General features: G+C 33.9%; 13 protein-coding genes. All 13 read right to left on the bottom strand.

Features of this window, described 5'->3' with window-relative positions; all coding sequences use genetic code 11:
- Nucleotides 1-9: 9 nt before the first annotated feature.
- The 13 genes from CHHT_RS07040 to CHHT_RS07100 all read right to left on the bottom strand — a co-directional run bounded on the left by CHHT_RS07040 (nucleotide 10) and on the right by CHHT_RS07100 (nucleotide 16,331).
- Nucleotides 10-1,266 carry a major outer membrane protein gene (locus tag CHHT_RS07040; RefSeq protein WP_034963661.1) on the bottom strand — a complete coding sequence of 419 codons (1,257 nt, stop codon included), beginning with the start codon at nucleotides 1,264-1,266 and terminating at the stop codon, nucleotides 10-12.
- 193 nt (nucleotides 1,267-1,459) lie between these two features.
- A complete protein-coding gene (locus CHHT_RS07045; protein WP_034963659.1) occupies nucleotides 1,460-1,873 on the bottom strand; it encodes a hypothetical protein in 414 nt (137 codons plus the stop codon).
- Nucleotides 1,874-1,878: 5 nt separating this feature from the next.
- On the bottom strand, nucleotides 1,879-2,568 hold the full coding sequence (locus tag CHHT_RS07050) for a DUF5416 family protein (RefSeq protein WP_051663795.1): 690 nt from the start codon (nucleotides 2,566-2,568) through the stop codon (nucleotides 1,879-1,881).
- Nucleotides 2,569-2,678: 110 nt separating this feature from the next.
- Nucleotides 2,679-6,236, bottom strand: a complete 3,558-nt coding sequence (nifJ, locus tag CHHT_RS07055; RefSeq protein ID WP_034963657.1) for a pyruvate:ferredoxin (flavodoxin) oxidoreductase — start codon at nucleotides 6,234-6,236, stop codon at nucleotides 2,679-2,681.
- 181 nt (nucleotides 6,237-6,417) lie between these two features.
- Nucleotides 6,418-7,065: an HAD family hydrolase gene (locus CHHT_RS07060; protein ID WP_034963655.1), complete on the bottom strand. Its 648-nt coding sequence runs from the start codon at nucleotides 7,063-7,065 to the stop codon at nucleotides 6,418-6,420.
- Nucleotides 7,062-7,898: a mechanosensitive ion channel family protein gene (locus CHHT_RS07065; RefSeq protein WP_034963653.1), complete on the bottom strand. Its 837-nt coding sequence runs from the start codon at nucleotides 7,896-7,898 to the stop codon at nucleotides 7,062-7,064. Before CHHT_RS07065 ends, CHHT_RS07060 begins: the two co-directional genes overlap by 4 nt.
- Nucleotides 7,898-8,920: an OmpA family protein gene (locus CHHT_RS07070; protein WP_034963651.1), complete on the bottom strand. Its 1,023-nt coding sequence runs from the start codon at nucleotides 8,918-8,920 to the stop codon at nucleotides 7,898-7,900. The genes CHHT_RS07065 and CHHT_RS07070 overlap by 1 nt, the downstream gene beginning before the upstream one ends.
- Before the next feature lie 316 nt (nucleotides 8,921-9,236).
- Complete coding sequence (gene rpsI, locus CHHT_RS07075) at nucleotides 9,237-9,626, bottom strand: 30S ribosomal protein S9 (protein WP_034963650.1); 390 nt, start codon at nucleotides 9,624-9,626, stop codon at nucleotides 9,237-9,239.
- Between the two features lie 2 nt (nucleotides 9,627-9,628).
- Nucleotides 9,629-10,054, bottom strand: coding sequence for a 50S ribosomal protein L13 (rplM, locus tag CHHT_RS07080; protein WP_002848567.1), 426 nt, complete (start codon nucleotides 10,052-10,054; stop codon nucleotides 9,629-9,631).
- Nucleotides 10,055-10,138: 84 nt separating this feature from the next.
- Entirely contained in the window at nucleotides 10,139-12,898 is a 2,760-nt protein-coding gene (locus CHHT_RS07085; protein ID WP_034963648.1) for a RecB-like helicase, read from the bottom strand.
- Nucleotides 12,895-15,252 carry a PD-(D/E)XK nuclease family protein gene (locus CHHT_RS07090; RefSeq protein WP_034963646.1) on the bottom strand — a complete coding sequence of 786 codons (2,358 nt, stop codon included), beginning with the start codon at nucleotides 15,250-15,252 and terminating at the stop codon, nucleotides 12,895-12,897. The genes CHHT_RS07085 and CHHT_RS07090 overlap by 4 nt, the downstream gene beginning before the upstream one ends.
- On the bottom strand, nucleotides 15,233-15,763 hold the full coding sequence (locus CHHT_RS07095; protein WP_034963644.1) for a hypothetical protein: 531 nt from the start codon (nucleotides 15,761-15,763) through the stop codon (nucleotides 15,233-15,235). Before CHHT_RS07095 ends, CHHT_RS07090 begins: the two co-directional genes overlap by 20 nt.
- Nucleotides 15,756-16,331: a TPM domain-containing protein gene (locus tag CHHT_RS07100; protein ID WP_167540850.1), complete on the bottom strand. Its 576-nt coding sequence runs from the start codon at nucleotides 16,329-16,331 to the stop codon at nucleotides 15,756-15,758. The genes CHHT_RS07095 and CHHT_RS07100 overlap by 8 nt, the downstream gene beginning before the upstream one ends.
- Between the last annotated feature and the right edge of the window lie 8 nt (nucleotides 16,332-16,339).

A 16,339-nucleotide genomic window follows, 5' to 3' on the forward strand; every position in this document is an offset into this window, starting at 1 on the left:
CTCATAAAATTAGAATGAGTATTTAGCTTGGAATCTAAAGTGATCAGTATCATAATCTGTATTAGGAGTACTAGCTACGTAGCTATTTTTGTCTTTTTCTATATGTGACCACCAAGCTTGGAAGTTAAGTTTTTTACTATAAGCATAGTCAAATCTTCCAACTAATTCAGAGTTATCTGATTTAAATGTATTTGTTTTTTGCTTACCATCTATGTAATCAACACCTACTCTAAATTTCTCTAAGAAAGAGTAACCAGCAGTAACAAACCAATATTTATTTTCTCCATTAAAGAGTGTATAGTCTAGTAGATCTTCACCTGGTTTGATAAAACTTCCAGCATCTTCATAAGATATAACTGAAGCTTTATCTTTATCTACTGAGAAGTCTATATAACCAGCACTAAAGTCTACACCAAAGCCCTCTGCTGTAGCCTCAATAGCCCAGAAATCAGCGTCATCAGCTAAATTACCAGTTCCTTTTTTGAAATCATTATCTATACTTGAACCGCCGTATTGACCTCTTAAACCAAGAGATAAATCTTCTGTAACATTAAAGTTTACAGCTAATTCTACAGCGTAAAGATCGGTAACGTTTTCTAGCATAGCATACCATAGTTGAAAGCTAACTGGATCATAGGAACCAATAGCGGCTACGCCATAAAGATTGTTTTGGTAAGTATGTGAGCCATTTACTATTAAATCTCTACTACCAATATCTGGATCATTTTGCAGGTCATCAAATGCTACTGCTGCTAAAGTAAGACCTGTAATATCTGTATTAAGTACTTTAATACCTGTACCTACCATATCATCAGTAAAGAATGTACCTACTACTTGGCGACCAGCTTGGATAGTTGTATTGCCAGCTTTATATCCTAATAAAAATTGTCTAACATTAAAAGTTTGACCGAAATCCTCAGCACCTTCATCTGCTTGCGTAGTCATAGTTTGACCAGCATTATTACTTGTATGATCCCCTGATATATCTCTACTATCATATCTAAAGCCAATTACACCAAAAAAATTGTCATCTAATGCAGCTTTGAAGTCCACATAAGATGTAAATCTATGGCTAGCAGTTGTATCATCTTTTGTAGGTATTACTGCATCATCATTAAAATCTTTTTTTGTACTATCAAATCTGTATCTAACAAATCCGCTTACATCTACGTTTTTTATAGCTTCTTCAAGTGGAGTTGCACTTGCAACGCTTGAAAGAGCACCAGCAGCTACGATAGCAGCTAAACTCATTTTAACTAATTTCATTTCTTCTCCTTCTAAAAAGTTATTCGTTTGTAATTGTAGTTGCTATTAGCTTAAAAATAGATAAAGATGATTTGTATTATCAATTCGTCACAAGGAGAAAGAGCGAGATTTACGGTCTCGCCCCGAATTTAGAAAGGAGTTAAAATTTGATTGCTGATGAAATTATAAATAAATTTGGTAAACGCTCGGTAATCTAAAAACTAATTTTTTCTTCTTTTGGAACAGTGATGTTTGCTTTTTTTGTTTTGTCTCTTTTGTTTGTTTGTATAATGCGTTTTGTTTTTTCAGGATTTACGTAATTTTCTATGATGACAGCTAGATATGTTATCTTGCCATTTTCTATCTGCGCATAGACGAGATCACCTACTTTGCACTCCTCATTTGAAGTCGCACTTGCCCATTTTAGCTTACCATTTGATGTTTCTGTACCTCTGATCTCATATCTATAACCGTTTTCTTCTTTTGACTTTTTATAGATAGTACCTTTGATAAATTTACTTATAGGTTTTGTCACTTGCGGTTTTGGCTTTGGCGGAATTTGTGTTTGAGCGGTAAAACACCCTGCAAAAAGTAGTGCTATCAAAATAAAAACGCTAAATTTATACATAATTTTTAAAGCTCCTCGGTCTGATTTGGGGTTGGATTATAACTCTTATTTGATATGTTGTCAATATCATAAGGAGAAAACTCATATATATACATATCATTTATGGATAAGGTCAAATTTTTATCTTTTACATTGCCTTTTAATACAAAGCTATCTATAAGCTCTTTAGCGGCGTAACTTTCAAGGCTGAGTTTCATAGTCGCCTCAAAAGAGTCTTTAGTGATACTATACTTATACTCGGCGTTGCTTGGAAAGATGTCTGGTAAAAATGAAAAACTATCAGTGGTTTCATCAAAACCATCTATGCTTATCTTTATGAGCGACACAACACATCTTGGTATAAAAATATCTTTGGCAAAAAATAATCCAGCTTCCTTTAAATTCTCATTTTGCGTAGATAAAAGATCATCGCTTTTGATCTTACCTGCTAAATTAGAACAGCTATCTTCTTGAGAAACAGTGAGACTCTCGATATCTGCAAAGCTTATTATACAGTCGCTAAATACAAATTTTTCTATAAAGTCATTTACAAAGTCGGTCTCACCATTGCCATTTATGATAAAAAAACCGGGTAATATTTTTGATCTTGTTATTTGGTATCGTTCAAATTTGTCTTGATAAATCGCTATTTTGGAGTTTTGTTTTTCGTAGTCCTGTTCATTTGAGACTTCTTGCACGATAAAAGCTTGTTCCATGATATTCTCTTTTATAAGATTTGTAACTTCGTAATTTTACGATTTTTTTATAAATTTGAGAAGTGAAGAAAGATAAGTAAAAAAGTAGCCTCAAATTTGAGGCTACAAAATTATTCTAATTCATCGCTAAAATCAGCATTTGCCAAACGTTTTAGTTGGCGATATCTTCTTTTTGCGTCGGATTTATTTTGTTCAAAAAGCTGTCCTGCATGCTCAGGATTTATCTTTTTAAGAGAGTTGTAACGAACCTCGTTCAATAAAAACTCTTCATATCTATCCCATTCAGGCTCTTTTGAAGTAATTTTTAACGGGTTTTTACCCTCTTTTGCAAGACGTGGATCATAGATAAATGTAGGCCAGTAACCGCATTTTGTAGCAAGCTCTGCTTGGTCTCCTGAGAGCGCAAGTCCGCCTTTTATACCGTGAGCTATACAAGGAGAGTATGCTATCACAAGGCTAGGTCCGTTGTAAGCTTCTGCTGCGGCTATGGCTTTGATGACGTTTGCTTGACTTGCGTTTGAGTTGATCTGAGCCACAAAGATATTGCCATAAGTCATAGCTATCTGTCCTAGATCTTTCTTTTGAACTGCTTTACCACTAGCGGTAAATTGAGCTACTGAGCCACTACGGCTTGATTTTGAACTTTGTCCGCCTGTGTTAGAATAGACTTCGGTATCCAAAACCAGCACATTTACGTTTTCTCCGCTAGCTAAAACGTGATCAAGTCCACCATAGCCGATATCATAAGCCCAACCATCGCCGCCTATTATCCATTGCGATTTGCGCGCGATATATTTTTTAAGACTTAGGATCTCTTTTGCGCCTTCTAAATTTAAATTTGCTTCGAGTAAAGGTACCAACATATCTCTTATCTGAGCTGATTTCTTGCTATCGCCTTTAAATTCCAACCAATCTTTATAAAGCGCAACTATAGCATTTGGGGCTTTATCTATCGTATTTAGTATGATATTTTCAATGCGATGGCGGATAGTCTCAGTAGCTATCTCCATACCCATACCAAACTCAGCATTGTCTTCAAAAAGTGAATTTGCCCACGCTACGCCATGACCGTTTGCATTACTTTTACGGTATGGAGTTGATGGAGCCGAACCGCCGTATATCGAGCTACAACCAGTTGCATTTGCCACCATCATTTGTTCACCAAATAGCCTTGTGATAAGTGTTATATACGGTGTTTCACCGCATCCCGGACAAGCACCGTGGAATTCAAATAACGGTTGAGCAAACATAGCTCCTTTTACGCTATCTTTGCTCATTAGATCGTCTTTATATCTAACATTTTTAAATAAATAATCAGCGTTTTCTTGCTCGCCTTTATCCATCTCTTCGCCAAGTGGTACCATAACTAGGGATTTTTCTTTGCTAGGGCAGTTTTGAGCGCAAAGCTCACAACCAGTACAATCAAGCGGGCTTACTTGGATCTTATATTTTAAACCTTTTATCTCTTTGCCTTTTGCTTCAAGGTTATGAGATCTTACTCCTGCTGGAGCTGCATTCATCTCATCTTCATCTATAAGGAATGGACGAATAACTGCGTGAGGACAAACGAATGCGCATTGATTACATTGAATACAGTTTTCTTCTATCCATTTTGGCACCATTACGCCAACACCGCGTTTTTCATACTCAGTTGTACCGGCTTCAAAACTACCGTCTTCATGTCCTAAAAATGCCGAAACAGGAAGCTCATTACCACGAGCTGCGTTCATAGGTTTTACTATTTTTTCTACGAATTCAGTACCTTTATAATGACTCTCGTTGGTTACTGCTTCGTCTTTTAAATTTATCCAGCTAGGATCGATATCTATTTTTATAAGTTTATCGGCACCTTGATCGATAGCTGCGTAGTTCATCTCTACGATCTTATCGCCTTTTTTAGCATAAGTTTTCTTCGCATACTCTTTCATATATTTTTGTGCGTCTTCAAAATCTATGATTTTTGCAAGTTTGAAAAATGCTGATTGCATTATGGTGTTAGTGCGATTTCCTAGTCCTATCTCATAAGCTAATTTCGTAGCGTTTAGGATATAGAAATTTGCATTTTTTTGTGCTAACAGCCTTTTTACTTTATTTGGTATGCGTTTTATAGTTTCGTCCGCGTCCCAAATAGAGTTTAAAAGGAATGTTCCGCCATCTCTTAGTCCATCTACAACATCATATATATCAAGATACGCTGCTACAGAACAAGCTACAAAGTGAGGATTTGATACAAGATATGTTGAACGAATAGGTTTTTTACCAAATCTTAAATGGCTTCTCGTATAACCGCCTGATTTTTTACTATCATAAGCAAAATATGCTTGAGCGTAAAGATCTGTTTTATCTCCGATAATCTTGATAGAGTTTTTATTTGCTCCGACTGTTCCATCTGCTCCAAGTCCGTAAAACAAGCATTCTATACAATCTGCATCACTAAGAGAGATCTTTTCTCCAACTTTTAGAGATAAATTTGTGACGTCGTCTTCGATACCAACTGTGAAGTTATTTTTTGGTTCGCTTTGTTTTAAGTTATCAAACACAGATATCATTTGAGCTGGATCAACGTCTTTTGAGCTAAGTCCGTATCTACCACCGACTATCACCGGAGCATTTACTGAGCCATAATACGCTGCTTTTATGTCAAGATAAAGTGGTTCGCCAAGACCGCCTGGTTCTTTTGTTCTATCTAAAACAGCTATCTTTTTAACGCTTTTAGGCATAACATCAAATAGGTATTTTATACTAAAAGGTCTATAAAGATGAACCTTTACAACTCCTACTTTTTCGCCTTTGCTTCTTAGATGATCTACAACTTCTTCTAAAGTCTCAGTCACAGAGCCCATGGCGATGATCACGCGCTCTGCGTCTTTATCTCCATAATATACAAACGGTTTATACTCGCGACCGGTGACTTTTGATATTTCATTCATATACTCTGCAACGATATCTGGAAGATCATCGTAAAATTTGTTTGTAAGCTCTCTAGTTTGAAAATAAATATCATCGTTTTGAGCAGTTCCTCTAGTTTTTGGAGTTTCAGGATTTATGCTTTCGTCGCGGAATTTTTGGATAGCATCATAATCCACCAACTTATCAAAAACAGCGTAATCCATAACTTCAACTTTTTGAATTTCATGACTCGTTCTAAAGCCGTCAAAGAAATGTAAAAACGGTACGCGTCCTTTTATAGCGGCCAAATGTGCAACTCCGGCTAGATCCATAACTTCTTGTACTGAGCCAGTCGCAAGCATAGCAAATCCTGTTTGACGACAGGCATATACATCTTGATGATCCCCAAAGATAGAAAGAGCTTGAGCAGCTAGTGAGCGCGCTGCAACATGTATAACGCCAGGTAACATCTGTCCGGCTATCTTATACATATTTGGTACTTTAAGAAGCAATCCTTGAGCAGCTGTATAAGTAGTAGTAAGAGCTCCGGCTTGAAGGCTACCGTGCACGGTTCCAGCAGCTCCGGCTTCACTTTGCATCTCTACAACTTTAACAGGCATACCAAAAATATTCTTTTTTCCTTGTGATGCCCAGATGTCTGTATAATCAGCCATAGGCGAACTCGGAGTTATAGGGTAAATCCCAGCAACCTCGGTAAATGCGTAAGCAGCGTAAGCAGCAGCTTCATTACCGTCCATTGTTTTCATAATTTTACTCATAGGTTTCCTTCCTTATTGTTTAACTATATTTTGCAATTTTACAGATATATTGCTTAAAGTTTTTATTTTTGTAACAATTTAACATTTTTTTTAACACAACTGTTACTTATCGAAATTATATATAAAAATTGTAAAACAAAAATTAACATAAAAATCGATAATTTTTTAGCTAAGCTTGATTTTATAATGTATCGGATCTGATGAATTTAACGGCTTCTAAGCTATTTTTAGCAACGTGATCGCAGTATTTTGATAAATTTTGCTCAGTACAATATCCGCACGATACACCCACGCTAATAACATTCGCACTTTTTGCGGCTTTGGCGTCCATAGGAGTATCGCCCACCATATAAGCAAATTTATCAGTTTTATCTAAATTTAAAAGGGCTTTTAAGATAGGTTCTGGATGCGGCTTTGGATTTATCACATCATCTTTACCAATTACTGTTTTAAAATACTTTCCTACGCCAAGGTGATCTAGTAAGATTACTGAGTATTTTGAAGTTTTAGTAGTAACAACTCCAAGATCTGCAAACTCATTTGCTAGCTCTATAGACTCTTTGGCAAAGTCAAGAAGCTTTGTATCTTGTAGATACGTTTTCTTGTATGTCTCTTTATAGGCAGCTACGAAATCCAAAATAGCCTCATCATTTACTCCAAGATGAGCAAACATATAATCAAGTGGATGTCCTATCAAAGCACAAATTTCTTCAATTTGTGGTCTTTTAAATTTAAAAGTATCAAAAGCGGCGAAAAATCCGTTTAATATAGAATTCGTAGAGTCTATAAGAGTCCCGTCCAGATCAAATAATATGGTCGGTCTGCTCATTTTTTATCATTTTCGTAAATATGATGGGTAACTACTTGTGGGAACGGTATGGAAATGCCATTTTCGTCAAATGCGATTTTCACTTCCTCTAACATTTGATGATAAACAGCCCAATAATTTTCATTTTTAGCCCAAAAACGGGCTGCTAAATTTACGCTATTATCACCCAAGCTTAGAACTCCAACAAACGGAGCTGGATCGTTTAAAATAATATTTTTGCGTGCAGCTATGTCAAGGATGACATCTCTAGCCAATTTTAAATCGTCTTTGTAATCTATACTAAAAGTAAGATCTACTCTTCTGTTGGGTTTTAGAGAATAGTTAATGATCTTTGAAGATATGACTTGAGAATTTGGAATAATAATAGTTTTGTTATCGCCAGTAGTTAGATACGTACTAAATAAATCTAGCTCTGTAGCAGTGCCGATAGATCCACTGATATCTATGCTATCTCCAAGCTTGAAAGGTTTGAAAAATATAATGAGAACGCCGGCGCCGATATTGCCAAAAGTATCTTTAAAAGCCATACCTATAGCCAAACCCACAGCACCAAGAACCGCTACAAAAGACGTAGTCTCTATACCTAAATTTGAAAGCGCGGCTAATATAACAAATATAAAAAGCAGTGTTCTTGAACTATTTAGCACAAAATTTGAAAGCATAGGATCTATTTTTGTTTTACATAAGATCTTTCCTAAAACAAAAGTAAGTTTTGAAATAATCCATTTTCCGATAAAAAATATAAGAATAGAAACTATAAAGTTTAAGCTATACTTGCCCACAAGAGCAAGTATAGCCATATAATCTAGATTTTGAATAATCTCTAAATTCATTATTTATTTCTGAATTTAGCTTCTACACGGCGATTTTCAGCACGTCCTTCTTTTGTAGCGTTTGATGCTACAGGTTTTGACTCGCCAAATCCCTCTGTAGTGATCTTGCTTTTGCTAACACCCATTTTTTCTAAAACAGATGCAACTGCGTTAGCTCTTTTTAGTGATAGCTTTTGGTTGTAAACATCTGAACCGGTGCTATCAGTATGTCCTTCTAGGATAATTCTATACTCTGGGTGATCTACCATAACATTTGCTACTTCTTTTATCTTTGCTTCATACTCAGGGCTAACTGTAGCACTATCAAATGCAAAATTTGCTTTTAAGCTTAAGCGGATAACTTTTTCACAACCGTACTCATCAACAACAACGCCTTTTGGAGTACCATAGCATCTATCTACATTGTCAAAAACGCCATCGCCATCTTCATCACCGATAGCTGGAGCAATAGGTGCTGGAGCAGGAGCTGCTTTTTCTTCTACCACTGGAGCAGGAGCTGCCTTAGCAACCTCTCCAAAAGAAACTGCAAATCCAAGAGAGTATAGGAATGTGTTTGATCCGTGATTCCAATCAAGCGCATCTCTAGCTTCTGCTTTAAGTGCGAAGTTATCTGTAACTTTGTATTTTAAGCCAAGACCAGCTTGAGCAAATCCGCCATCTTCGATATCGTTTGCTTCATGAGTAAGATCTTGATATCCAAGTCCTAAAAGTCCATAAACTGAAAATACATCAGTCAAAGGAAAATCTTTAATTAAATTTATATAGTATCTTGTTAGATCAGTATCTTTACCTGATAGGTTTTCAAAAGTTACGTTTTTAGAGTAGTCAAAACCAAGTTCTAATTGACTTAGTAAAAACATATCTAGATTTCTAGCTATTCTTAAACCTATAAATTTTTGGTCATCAATACCTTGAGTACCTTCTGGATGGGCATATCCCACAACTGGAGTAAATTCGTAGTTATATGCGTTAGCACCAAAAAGTGCAGATGCGGCACATAACGCCAAAGCAATCTTTTTCATTTCTTGTCCTTTATAGAATTTTCATATATTATTTTAGCACAATTTTTTAATTTTATTATATATTTTTTTAAAAAAATGATTTGAACAATCTGCAATAAAAAATTTAGAGGGAGGCGACCACCTAAATCTAGATGGCCGGATAAATTATTACAAAAAGGAGGTTTACTGTTGAACGGTATAATTATATATAGAAGTTATTAACTTAATTGAAATTTTTTATAAACTTTTACTAAATAAATAAGACGAAATTTGATAGATAATATAAATTTGAAAGCCCAAACGAGCTTCCAAATTTGAGAATATTGAGAAATAAAGATTATCTCTTTGAGAATTGTGGGCTTCTTCTTGCTTTTCTGCGTCCGTATTTTTTACGCTCAACAACGCGACTATCTCTAGTAAGAAGACCTTGTGGTTTAAGTGCAGCTCTAAAGTCTGCATCTATAGCTGCTAAAGCTCTTGAAATTCCGTGTCTTAAAGCTTCTGCTTGAGCTGAATAACCACCACCTAAAGTTGAAGCAGTGATATCCATAGAAGTCTCTTGTTTAGTTACAAGAAGTGGTTGAACAACTTTCAACTTGATAGCTTCGTGTCCGCCAAGCCAAGTGTTTAGATCCATACCATTTACAACTATTTTGCCACTACCTGGTTTTACCCAAACTTTAGCAACTGCTGTTTTTCTTTTACCTGTTGCGTATGTTGTTGCCATTATTATTTTCCTTCTTTAGCTATTTGTGCAGTATGTGGGTGTTCATTTCCCGCATAAACTTTAAGTTTTTTAAGCATTTCTTTTCCGAGTTTTGTTTTTGGAAGCATACCGCGAACTGCTAATTTATAAAGTTTTTCTGGTTTATTTACTAATAAATCACCGAATTTTTCACTTTTAACACTGCCAAAATAGCCTGAATGTCTGTGATAAAGTTTAGCTTCAGCTTTATTTGCACCTGTAAATTCAGCTTTACTTGCATTGATGATAATCACATAGTCACCACAATCAACGTTTGGTGTAAATCCTGGTTTATGTTTGCCACGGAGGTAAGTTGCAGCTTCTGTTAGTAATCTACCAAATCTCTTTCCAGCTGCATCAAGAACGATCCAATCGCGTTTAACTTCGCTTGGCTTAGTTATATTTGTCATAATCTTGCCTTTTATTCTTTAATTAGAGTTCGAATTATATCTAAAATTACTTAAATTTTACTGAATTTAAGAATATTTTTATAATTAAATTTGAACGTCTAAAAGCTCTATTTTATCTTTTAAAATATAAACTATTTTCCCATAAACTCGGTACTGCGGATAAATTTGAGATAAAATTTCCACATATTCTTTGACTTGATCCAAATTTGAATCAATATAATTTTTTGAACTTTTATAGTCAAACACTATCATCTCGTTTTCACCGACACAAAGCATATCTAAGCGTTTTATCTCGCCTTCAAATGCGATACCCTGTTCTTTTAAGATAATTTTAGCATTTAGTAAATTTAAAAACTCATCACATTTTATCAAATTTAAAATACGCTCATAAATTTCATCTAAAACACTAGTTTCTAGCAAAGAACCAAATTCATTTAAAAGCGCTATGTGAGCATTTTGCAAAGATGATTCGCTAAAGCCATCCATCATCTCCAAAGCGTAATGTAAAGCCTTACCAAAATAGATAGAGCTTAGCTCACTCAAAGACCGATCTTTTACCGTTTTAATATCTTGTTTTTTTACTTTTTCAAAAGGTTTTAGATGGATCTGCTCTAAAGATTTCTTTTCATCTTTTTTAGAAACCACCTCTCCTATCTCCATAGAATTTAGATGCAAATATTCATTTTGCGTATTTTTACCGTATGGTTTAAAATAAGATATGTTTTTCCCATCAGGATCTGATTTTGCCATAATTAAAAGATTTGACTTTGCACGTGTGAGCGCTACATAAAGCTTGTTTAGATCTTCTTGTCTATCTAGAAGCTCTCCTGTTTGCTTTAAATTTATATACTCTTTATCGCCTATACTTCCTAACGCTTTATCATTTAATTTTATATTCCATTTTTTATTTTTGTCGTCATATTCGCTTAAAAAAGGTTCTTTTCTTGAATCTTTATTACCTAAAAAATCCACGACTATAACAGTGTCAAACTCAAGCCCTTTGCTTTTATGCACACTCATCAAAGAAATACCTTGATGGCTCGTATCTGCGCTTTGTTCTCCTCTTTTAGCTATATTAAAAATAAGATCAAAAATATCTTTATAATCAGAGCTTATTTCATAAAGTTTGAGTAAATTTTTATCAAAACAAGATAGTTTTAGATATTTTGCGACAAATTTAAGCGTAGAGCAGAGACTATTTTCTATCTTTAGATTTAAAATATTAGGCTTGTATCCCAAAAATTCATTTAAGGTTTGAGCATAAATTTCATCTTTAAACAAACAGTATTTTATAAACTCCAAAACAAGTCTAACACTAAGTGTATCGATAAGCAAATTTGTACTACTTGAAACTACTGGAATGCTATGATCTTCTAGATACTCTTTGATTTTTGTTATATCGTTATTTTTCCAGCAAAGCACGGCTATATCATTATACGAAACATTTTTAGAAGTTAGAAATTCTATCTTTTTTCTAAGCGCTTCTAAAAAATCGTCTTTATCAAACTGTGAAATACCAACGTATCCGTTTTCATTTGACTTTGGAATTTGCGCGATAAAACCGCTTATCTTATCTTTAAAGGTTTGATTTACGAAATTTACTATATGCTTTGCACTTCTATAATTATGCTCCAAATGCTCTATTTTTATCTGTTTAAATTTGTCTGCAAGTTTATAAAAAAGCTCTTTTTTAGCACCACGAAAACGGTAAATGCTCTGTTTTGTATCACCCACGTAAAACAGACTTCCAACGCCATTTATGCTATCCCCACTCAAAGCCTCTTCTATCAAAGGAAAAAGTATCTCATACTGTAAAACATTCGTATCTTGAAACTCATCTATTAGTATATGTTTTATACGTCCATCTATCCTAAAATACAGCATCTCTTTGTCTAAATCTTTACTTAGAAGGTTATACACTAACTTTGTCACGTCACCAAATTCAAGGGAATTTTTAGTTTTTAAAACATCAGTTCGAACTTGTTTATAAGTGTCTATAAACTTTAACAACTCATTTATTCTAAATTTCTCATACGACTTATAGTAATCCCTCAAAAGATCTAATAACTCTTCTCTTAAAGATAAAAATTTATCATCGTCGTCTGTTTTACGAAAGTATCTTGTACCCTCAAATTTATCTATTATAGGCTTTTCAACGATCTCTCTTATAGATTTAGCGTTAAAATTACCTAAAAGATAGCTATTTGTGTAATTTAACTGCGAGTATCGCCCTAGCTCATCAAATTTACTAAGTACGTTTTTTGGATCTGGAAACGGATTATTTGCATCGATGTCTATCTCATCAAGTTTCATATATAGCTTTTCTATACTCTCTAAAACGCCATTTTTACCGCCTTCTACGCTTTGTATATAATGAGCAAATGAGCTTAAAAGTCCATTTTCATACAACGCTTTTATGAAATCAGCTCTTACAAGATCGCTTTCATCTTGTCCTACACTAAAATCTGGCATAAAACCTAAATTTAGACTAAACTGCCTAAGCACCATAGTAAAAAACGAATCAAAAGTAGATATTTTTAGCTCCGCTCTTAAAAAGCTGTCCATATATTTATCTCTTAGAGCTAAAACTTCATCTTCGCTAAGACCTAGCATAGCGCAAAGCTCTTCTAACTCTCCTTTTGATCTGCCGTCTTCTTTTAAATGAAGATCGCAAAAAGCAGAAGTGATACGCTGCTTCATCTCGTTTGCCGCTTTTTTTGTGAAAGTTAGTGCTAGGATCTTTGAGATGTCGTTTCCTTGCAAAACAAGAGCGATATAGCGAACTGAAAGAGCAAATGTTTTTCCACTTCCAGCGCTCGCTTCTAAAGCCAGATATGGCGTCATTTGAGCTCCTTTTTGCAAAACAAAGCGTAGTCACAATACGCACAAGCCTTAGGGTTTCTCTCAAAACAAACTTCGCTGGAAAACTCAGCTTTAAGAGAGTTTATACACTCTTTTAGCGTGTCTAAATTTGATCCGTTTTTTATAAATTCATTATTCAAAAAGCTAAAATAACAAGACTCACACTTCCCATAAAGAGCTTCATAGAATGCAAGTTGAAATGACTTTTCATTTACAGCTCCAGTTTTATAATCTATGAGTAGATCATAGTCTAGCCCTCTATCTATCCTATCGATTTTACCAGTTATTTCTATGCCACAAAGTTTACTAGTAAAAGTTTTTTCACACTCTATGACTTTAAATCCGGATCTAAAATGCTCATTTTGAATATTTTCAAATTCGTCTAATTTTAATTTAAAAAGCTCGAAATCAAGCAAATTTATTCTATTTTTATAGCTTTTCAAAATAGAATAAAACTCGTTTTTGTCAAATTTATCACTAAATTTAGAAAAATACGCCCTTAGACATTCGTGTATAATACTGCCAAATTCGTTTGCTTTTGTTTCATCTGTAAAATTTCTATATCCGCCAATTTTCAAAATATATTTATAATAATATTTTCTTTTACAAGTATTGTACGTATCTAGTCTCGAAAAAGATAGCGGATAGCTAAAAAAATCATGCTTTAAAATGATGTCTCTAAGAGATAAGTCCAGATTTGCACTTTCTTTATTTAATGCTTGCAAATAGCTGTCTTGTGGATATTTTTCATCTTTGTATATATCAAAATCTCGTGCAAATCTAGACACGATATGCTCTTCATCGCTAAGATAAGATATGCTTACGAATTTAGCACGATTTATCAAGCTTTCATAGTAAAATCTTTGTAAATTTTCTCTATCTAAATGACTGATCAGTCCTGCTTTTTTTCTCACAGATGAGCTTAAAAACATCTCTTTTTGGCTAGGATGCGGAACGAGATTGTCATTAAAGTCGACTATGACAACAGCGTCATAAATTTTTGATCTGCTCTCCAAGATCCCCAAAACAGTTACTTCGCCACCGCCGACCATACTAAGCGAGATCTCTTTTAGCTTCATCAAAAAGATCTCCAAAATAGCATCTAAGCTAAACTCATTATCGCTTAAAAGCTGTTTTAGGACAAATTGTTCATTTTTTAAGATCTCATTTATGTCACTGCTAATCTCCAAAGTATTTACAATATCCCAAAGCAGTTCACTAAATCTCTCAAAACTACATTTTTGCTGGTAATTTTCTAGCAATCTTTGATAAATTTCACTCGGAAATTTAAAATAATTAAGCAAAGAAATAATACTATTTAAGCTACTACTTTTTTCTAGATAGGCATCGTCAAAACTATATGCTAAGCCATCATCAAGAGCAGTTTTTAAAGCATTTAGCAAGATGTATATATTTTCATTTTTGAAACTTTTGCCCATCGCGTAGTTAAGCATATTGTTTTCATCAAGATTAACCAAAGTTTCGCAAAAGCTCTCATCTGGTAAAACAACTGCTATATTTTTAGGATCGACTCCTTTTCTGATGAACTCAGAAACTTCATCAAAAATATATGCGCATTGCAGACTTCTGATTGAAAATTCTTTTATTTTAATAGTGTGATTTTTAGAAGTTTCTTTTTGAGATACTATTTCTTTTTGACCTAAATTTAAAGTGTATTCTTTTCCTATATCGAATTTAAGCCCGGAAATTTGAGCTATGCTAGATACTGTTTTTTGATTAAATTTACTAGAAGTAAAATTTAAAAAAACAGAGCATTTTTTAGCTATGCTAGATATAATCTCAAGATCAAATTTAGACAAAATGCCGTCTATTTGCAAATGGATCTCATCATAATGTTTTATAAAGTCGAAATTTATCTCAAACTCATCACAAACGCTGATATCATCATAAAATCCACTATTTTTCAGCATAGCAAAATAAGTTTTTTGAAGCTCTTCAAGTATGCTTAAATGCTCATCATAACCAGCATACACATCACTTTGCCTAAGAGTATTTATATCGACTCGCTCTCTTTTTAACTCTTTAAAAAAAGAAAAAAGATAATCACTATTTTTTAGGAACGCAAAAAACTCAGTAGGGATACCGAGTTTGGCCGAAACTTTTTTAGTTGCTTTGGCCGCTTTTTGCATAATGAGAAGTCGCTCTACCAAACTAGCTTTTTTTAAATTTCTAACCAAAATCACTTTTTTTTCAAATTCAGCTATAGTTATAGCTTTTTGTAGAAGAGCATTTTTTAAAGAGTTGTTAGAGTAAAAATCCCTAACATTTCTTGAAGAACTCAGAACATTTAAAACTCTATTTTGCGTAAAATTCAAATTTATAAAATCCTATGCTATTTGGGTTAGAGGTAAGCTTCATCTTAACTTCCCAGCGTCCAGCTTTGTCTAAAATAAAGCTATTTATTTTAAGCTTTCCATTATCTAAGCTATATGTTAAGTTTTTATCAAAATCGCCAGTATGCGGTCTAGTTAGAAGTAAATTTATATCTAAATTTGAAGCATTAGTATCAAAAATGAGCTCTATAGGTTTGTTTATATCAACGACCGGAACTACCCTATTTCGTCTTAATATCTCTGGTTTATTTGTGTTATTTTTTTGATCTATTAGTATAGTTGCGTTTTGATCAAATTTAAAATCTAAGTCAAATTTAGCCTGAGCGGCATTTATTTCATTATAATTATTTTCAACGTTTTGATATTTATCAAAATAGAAATTATCCATATGTACCGGAAAGTCCAGCGAATAATAAATAGTATAAGCACAAGCACATACTATAGCAAAAATCGAACCCAAAATACCGTAAGGCCAAAATGTTTTTTTATGCATGAAGTCCTCTTTTAAATTTTCGCACCAAAAATACGACTATTACTAAAAACATCGAACCATAAACAAAATATCTAAGTAAATTTAATGTAGTTTTATTTGAATTTCCTATAGAATTTACTAAAATGACGTCTTTACTTTTAGCTACCATATCAGATATATCGGCGTATCCGTTTAGCATAGCTGCGTTGTAGATATCCTCACCTTTATTTGATACTAATATGGGAAGTATGGTTCCTACTTCAGGATAAGGGCTTAAAACAGCGTCTTTATCAAACAAAGCGTAAGCATCGTCTGAAGCAAATATATCTACTTTGCCTGATTTTTTATCTTCCGTTTTAGGTGAAATAGCTAATAAAATATAAGGTTTTTTAAGATTGCTTTCGTGATCTTTTGTAGCAGATCTCAGATCGCTATCTTTAGTAGTTATAAGATCTAAAGTTACGCCGGTTTTTTCTTTGAGTTCAGAACCTATTTGGTTCAATTTGGTTCTTACGTTATCACTTATAATGCCTGCATTGTCTATAACAATGCCATTTAAATTTGAAACTGATAAAAGAGCGGCTATCAAACCGCTCT

Origin of the sequence: Campylobacter hyointestinalis subsp. hyointestinalis, assembly GCF_013372145.1 — a bacterium.
GTDB lineage: Bacteria > Campylobacterota > Campylobacteria > Campylobacterales > Campylobacteraceae > Campylobacter > Campylobacter hyointestinalis.

Coding starts and splice junctions, on each gene's coding strand:
- CHHT_RS07070 (WP_034963651.1), bottom strand. CDS start 8,920: ATGAAAAAGATTGCTTTGGCGTTATGTGCCGCATCTGCACTTTTTGGT.
- CHHT_RS07060 (WP_034963655.1), bottom strand. CDS start 7,065: ATGAGCAGACCGACCATATTATTTGATCTGGACGGGACTCTTATAGAC.
- nifJ (WP_034963657.1), bottom strand. CDS start 6,236: ATGAGTAAAATTATGAAAACAATGGACGGTAATGAAGCTGCTGCTTAC.
- CHHT_RS07065 (WP_034963653.1), bottom strand. CDS start 7,898: ATGAATTTAGAGATTATTCAAAATCTAGATTATATGGCTATACTTGCT.
- rplM (WP_002848567.1), bottom strand. CDS start 10,054: ATGACAAATATAACTAAGCCAAGCGAAGTTAAACGCGATTGGATCGTT.
- CHHT_RS07095 (WP_034963644.1), bottom strand. CDS start 15,763: ATGCATAAAAAAACATTTTGGCCTTACGGTATTTTGGGTTCGATTTTT.
- CHHT_RS07050 (WP_051663795.1), bottom strand. CDS start 2,568: ATGGAACAAGCTTTTATCGTGCAAGAAGTCTCAAATGAACAGGACTAC.
- CHHT_RS07085 (WP_034963648.1), bottom strand. CDS start 12,898: ATGACGCCATATCTGGCTTTAGAAGCGAGCGCTGGAAGTGGAAAAACA.
- CHHT_RS07040 (WP_034963661.1), bottom strand. CDS start 1,266: ATGAAATTAGTTAAAATGAGTTTAGCTGCTATCGTAGCTGCTGGTGCT.
- rpsI (WP_034963650.1), bottom strand. CDS start 9,626: ATGGCAACAACATACGCAACAGGTAAAAGAAAAACAGCAGTTGCTAAA.
- CHHT_RS07045 (WP_034963659.1), bottom strand. CDS start 1,873: ATGTATAAATTTAGCGTTTTTATTTTGATAGCACTACTTTTTGCAGGG.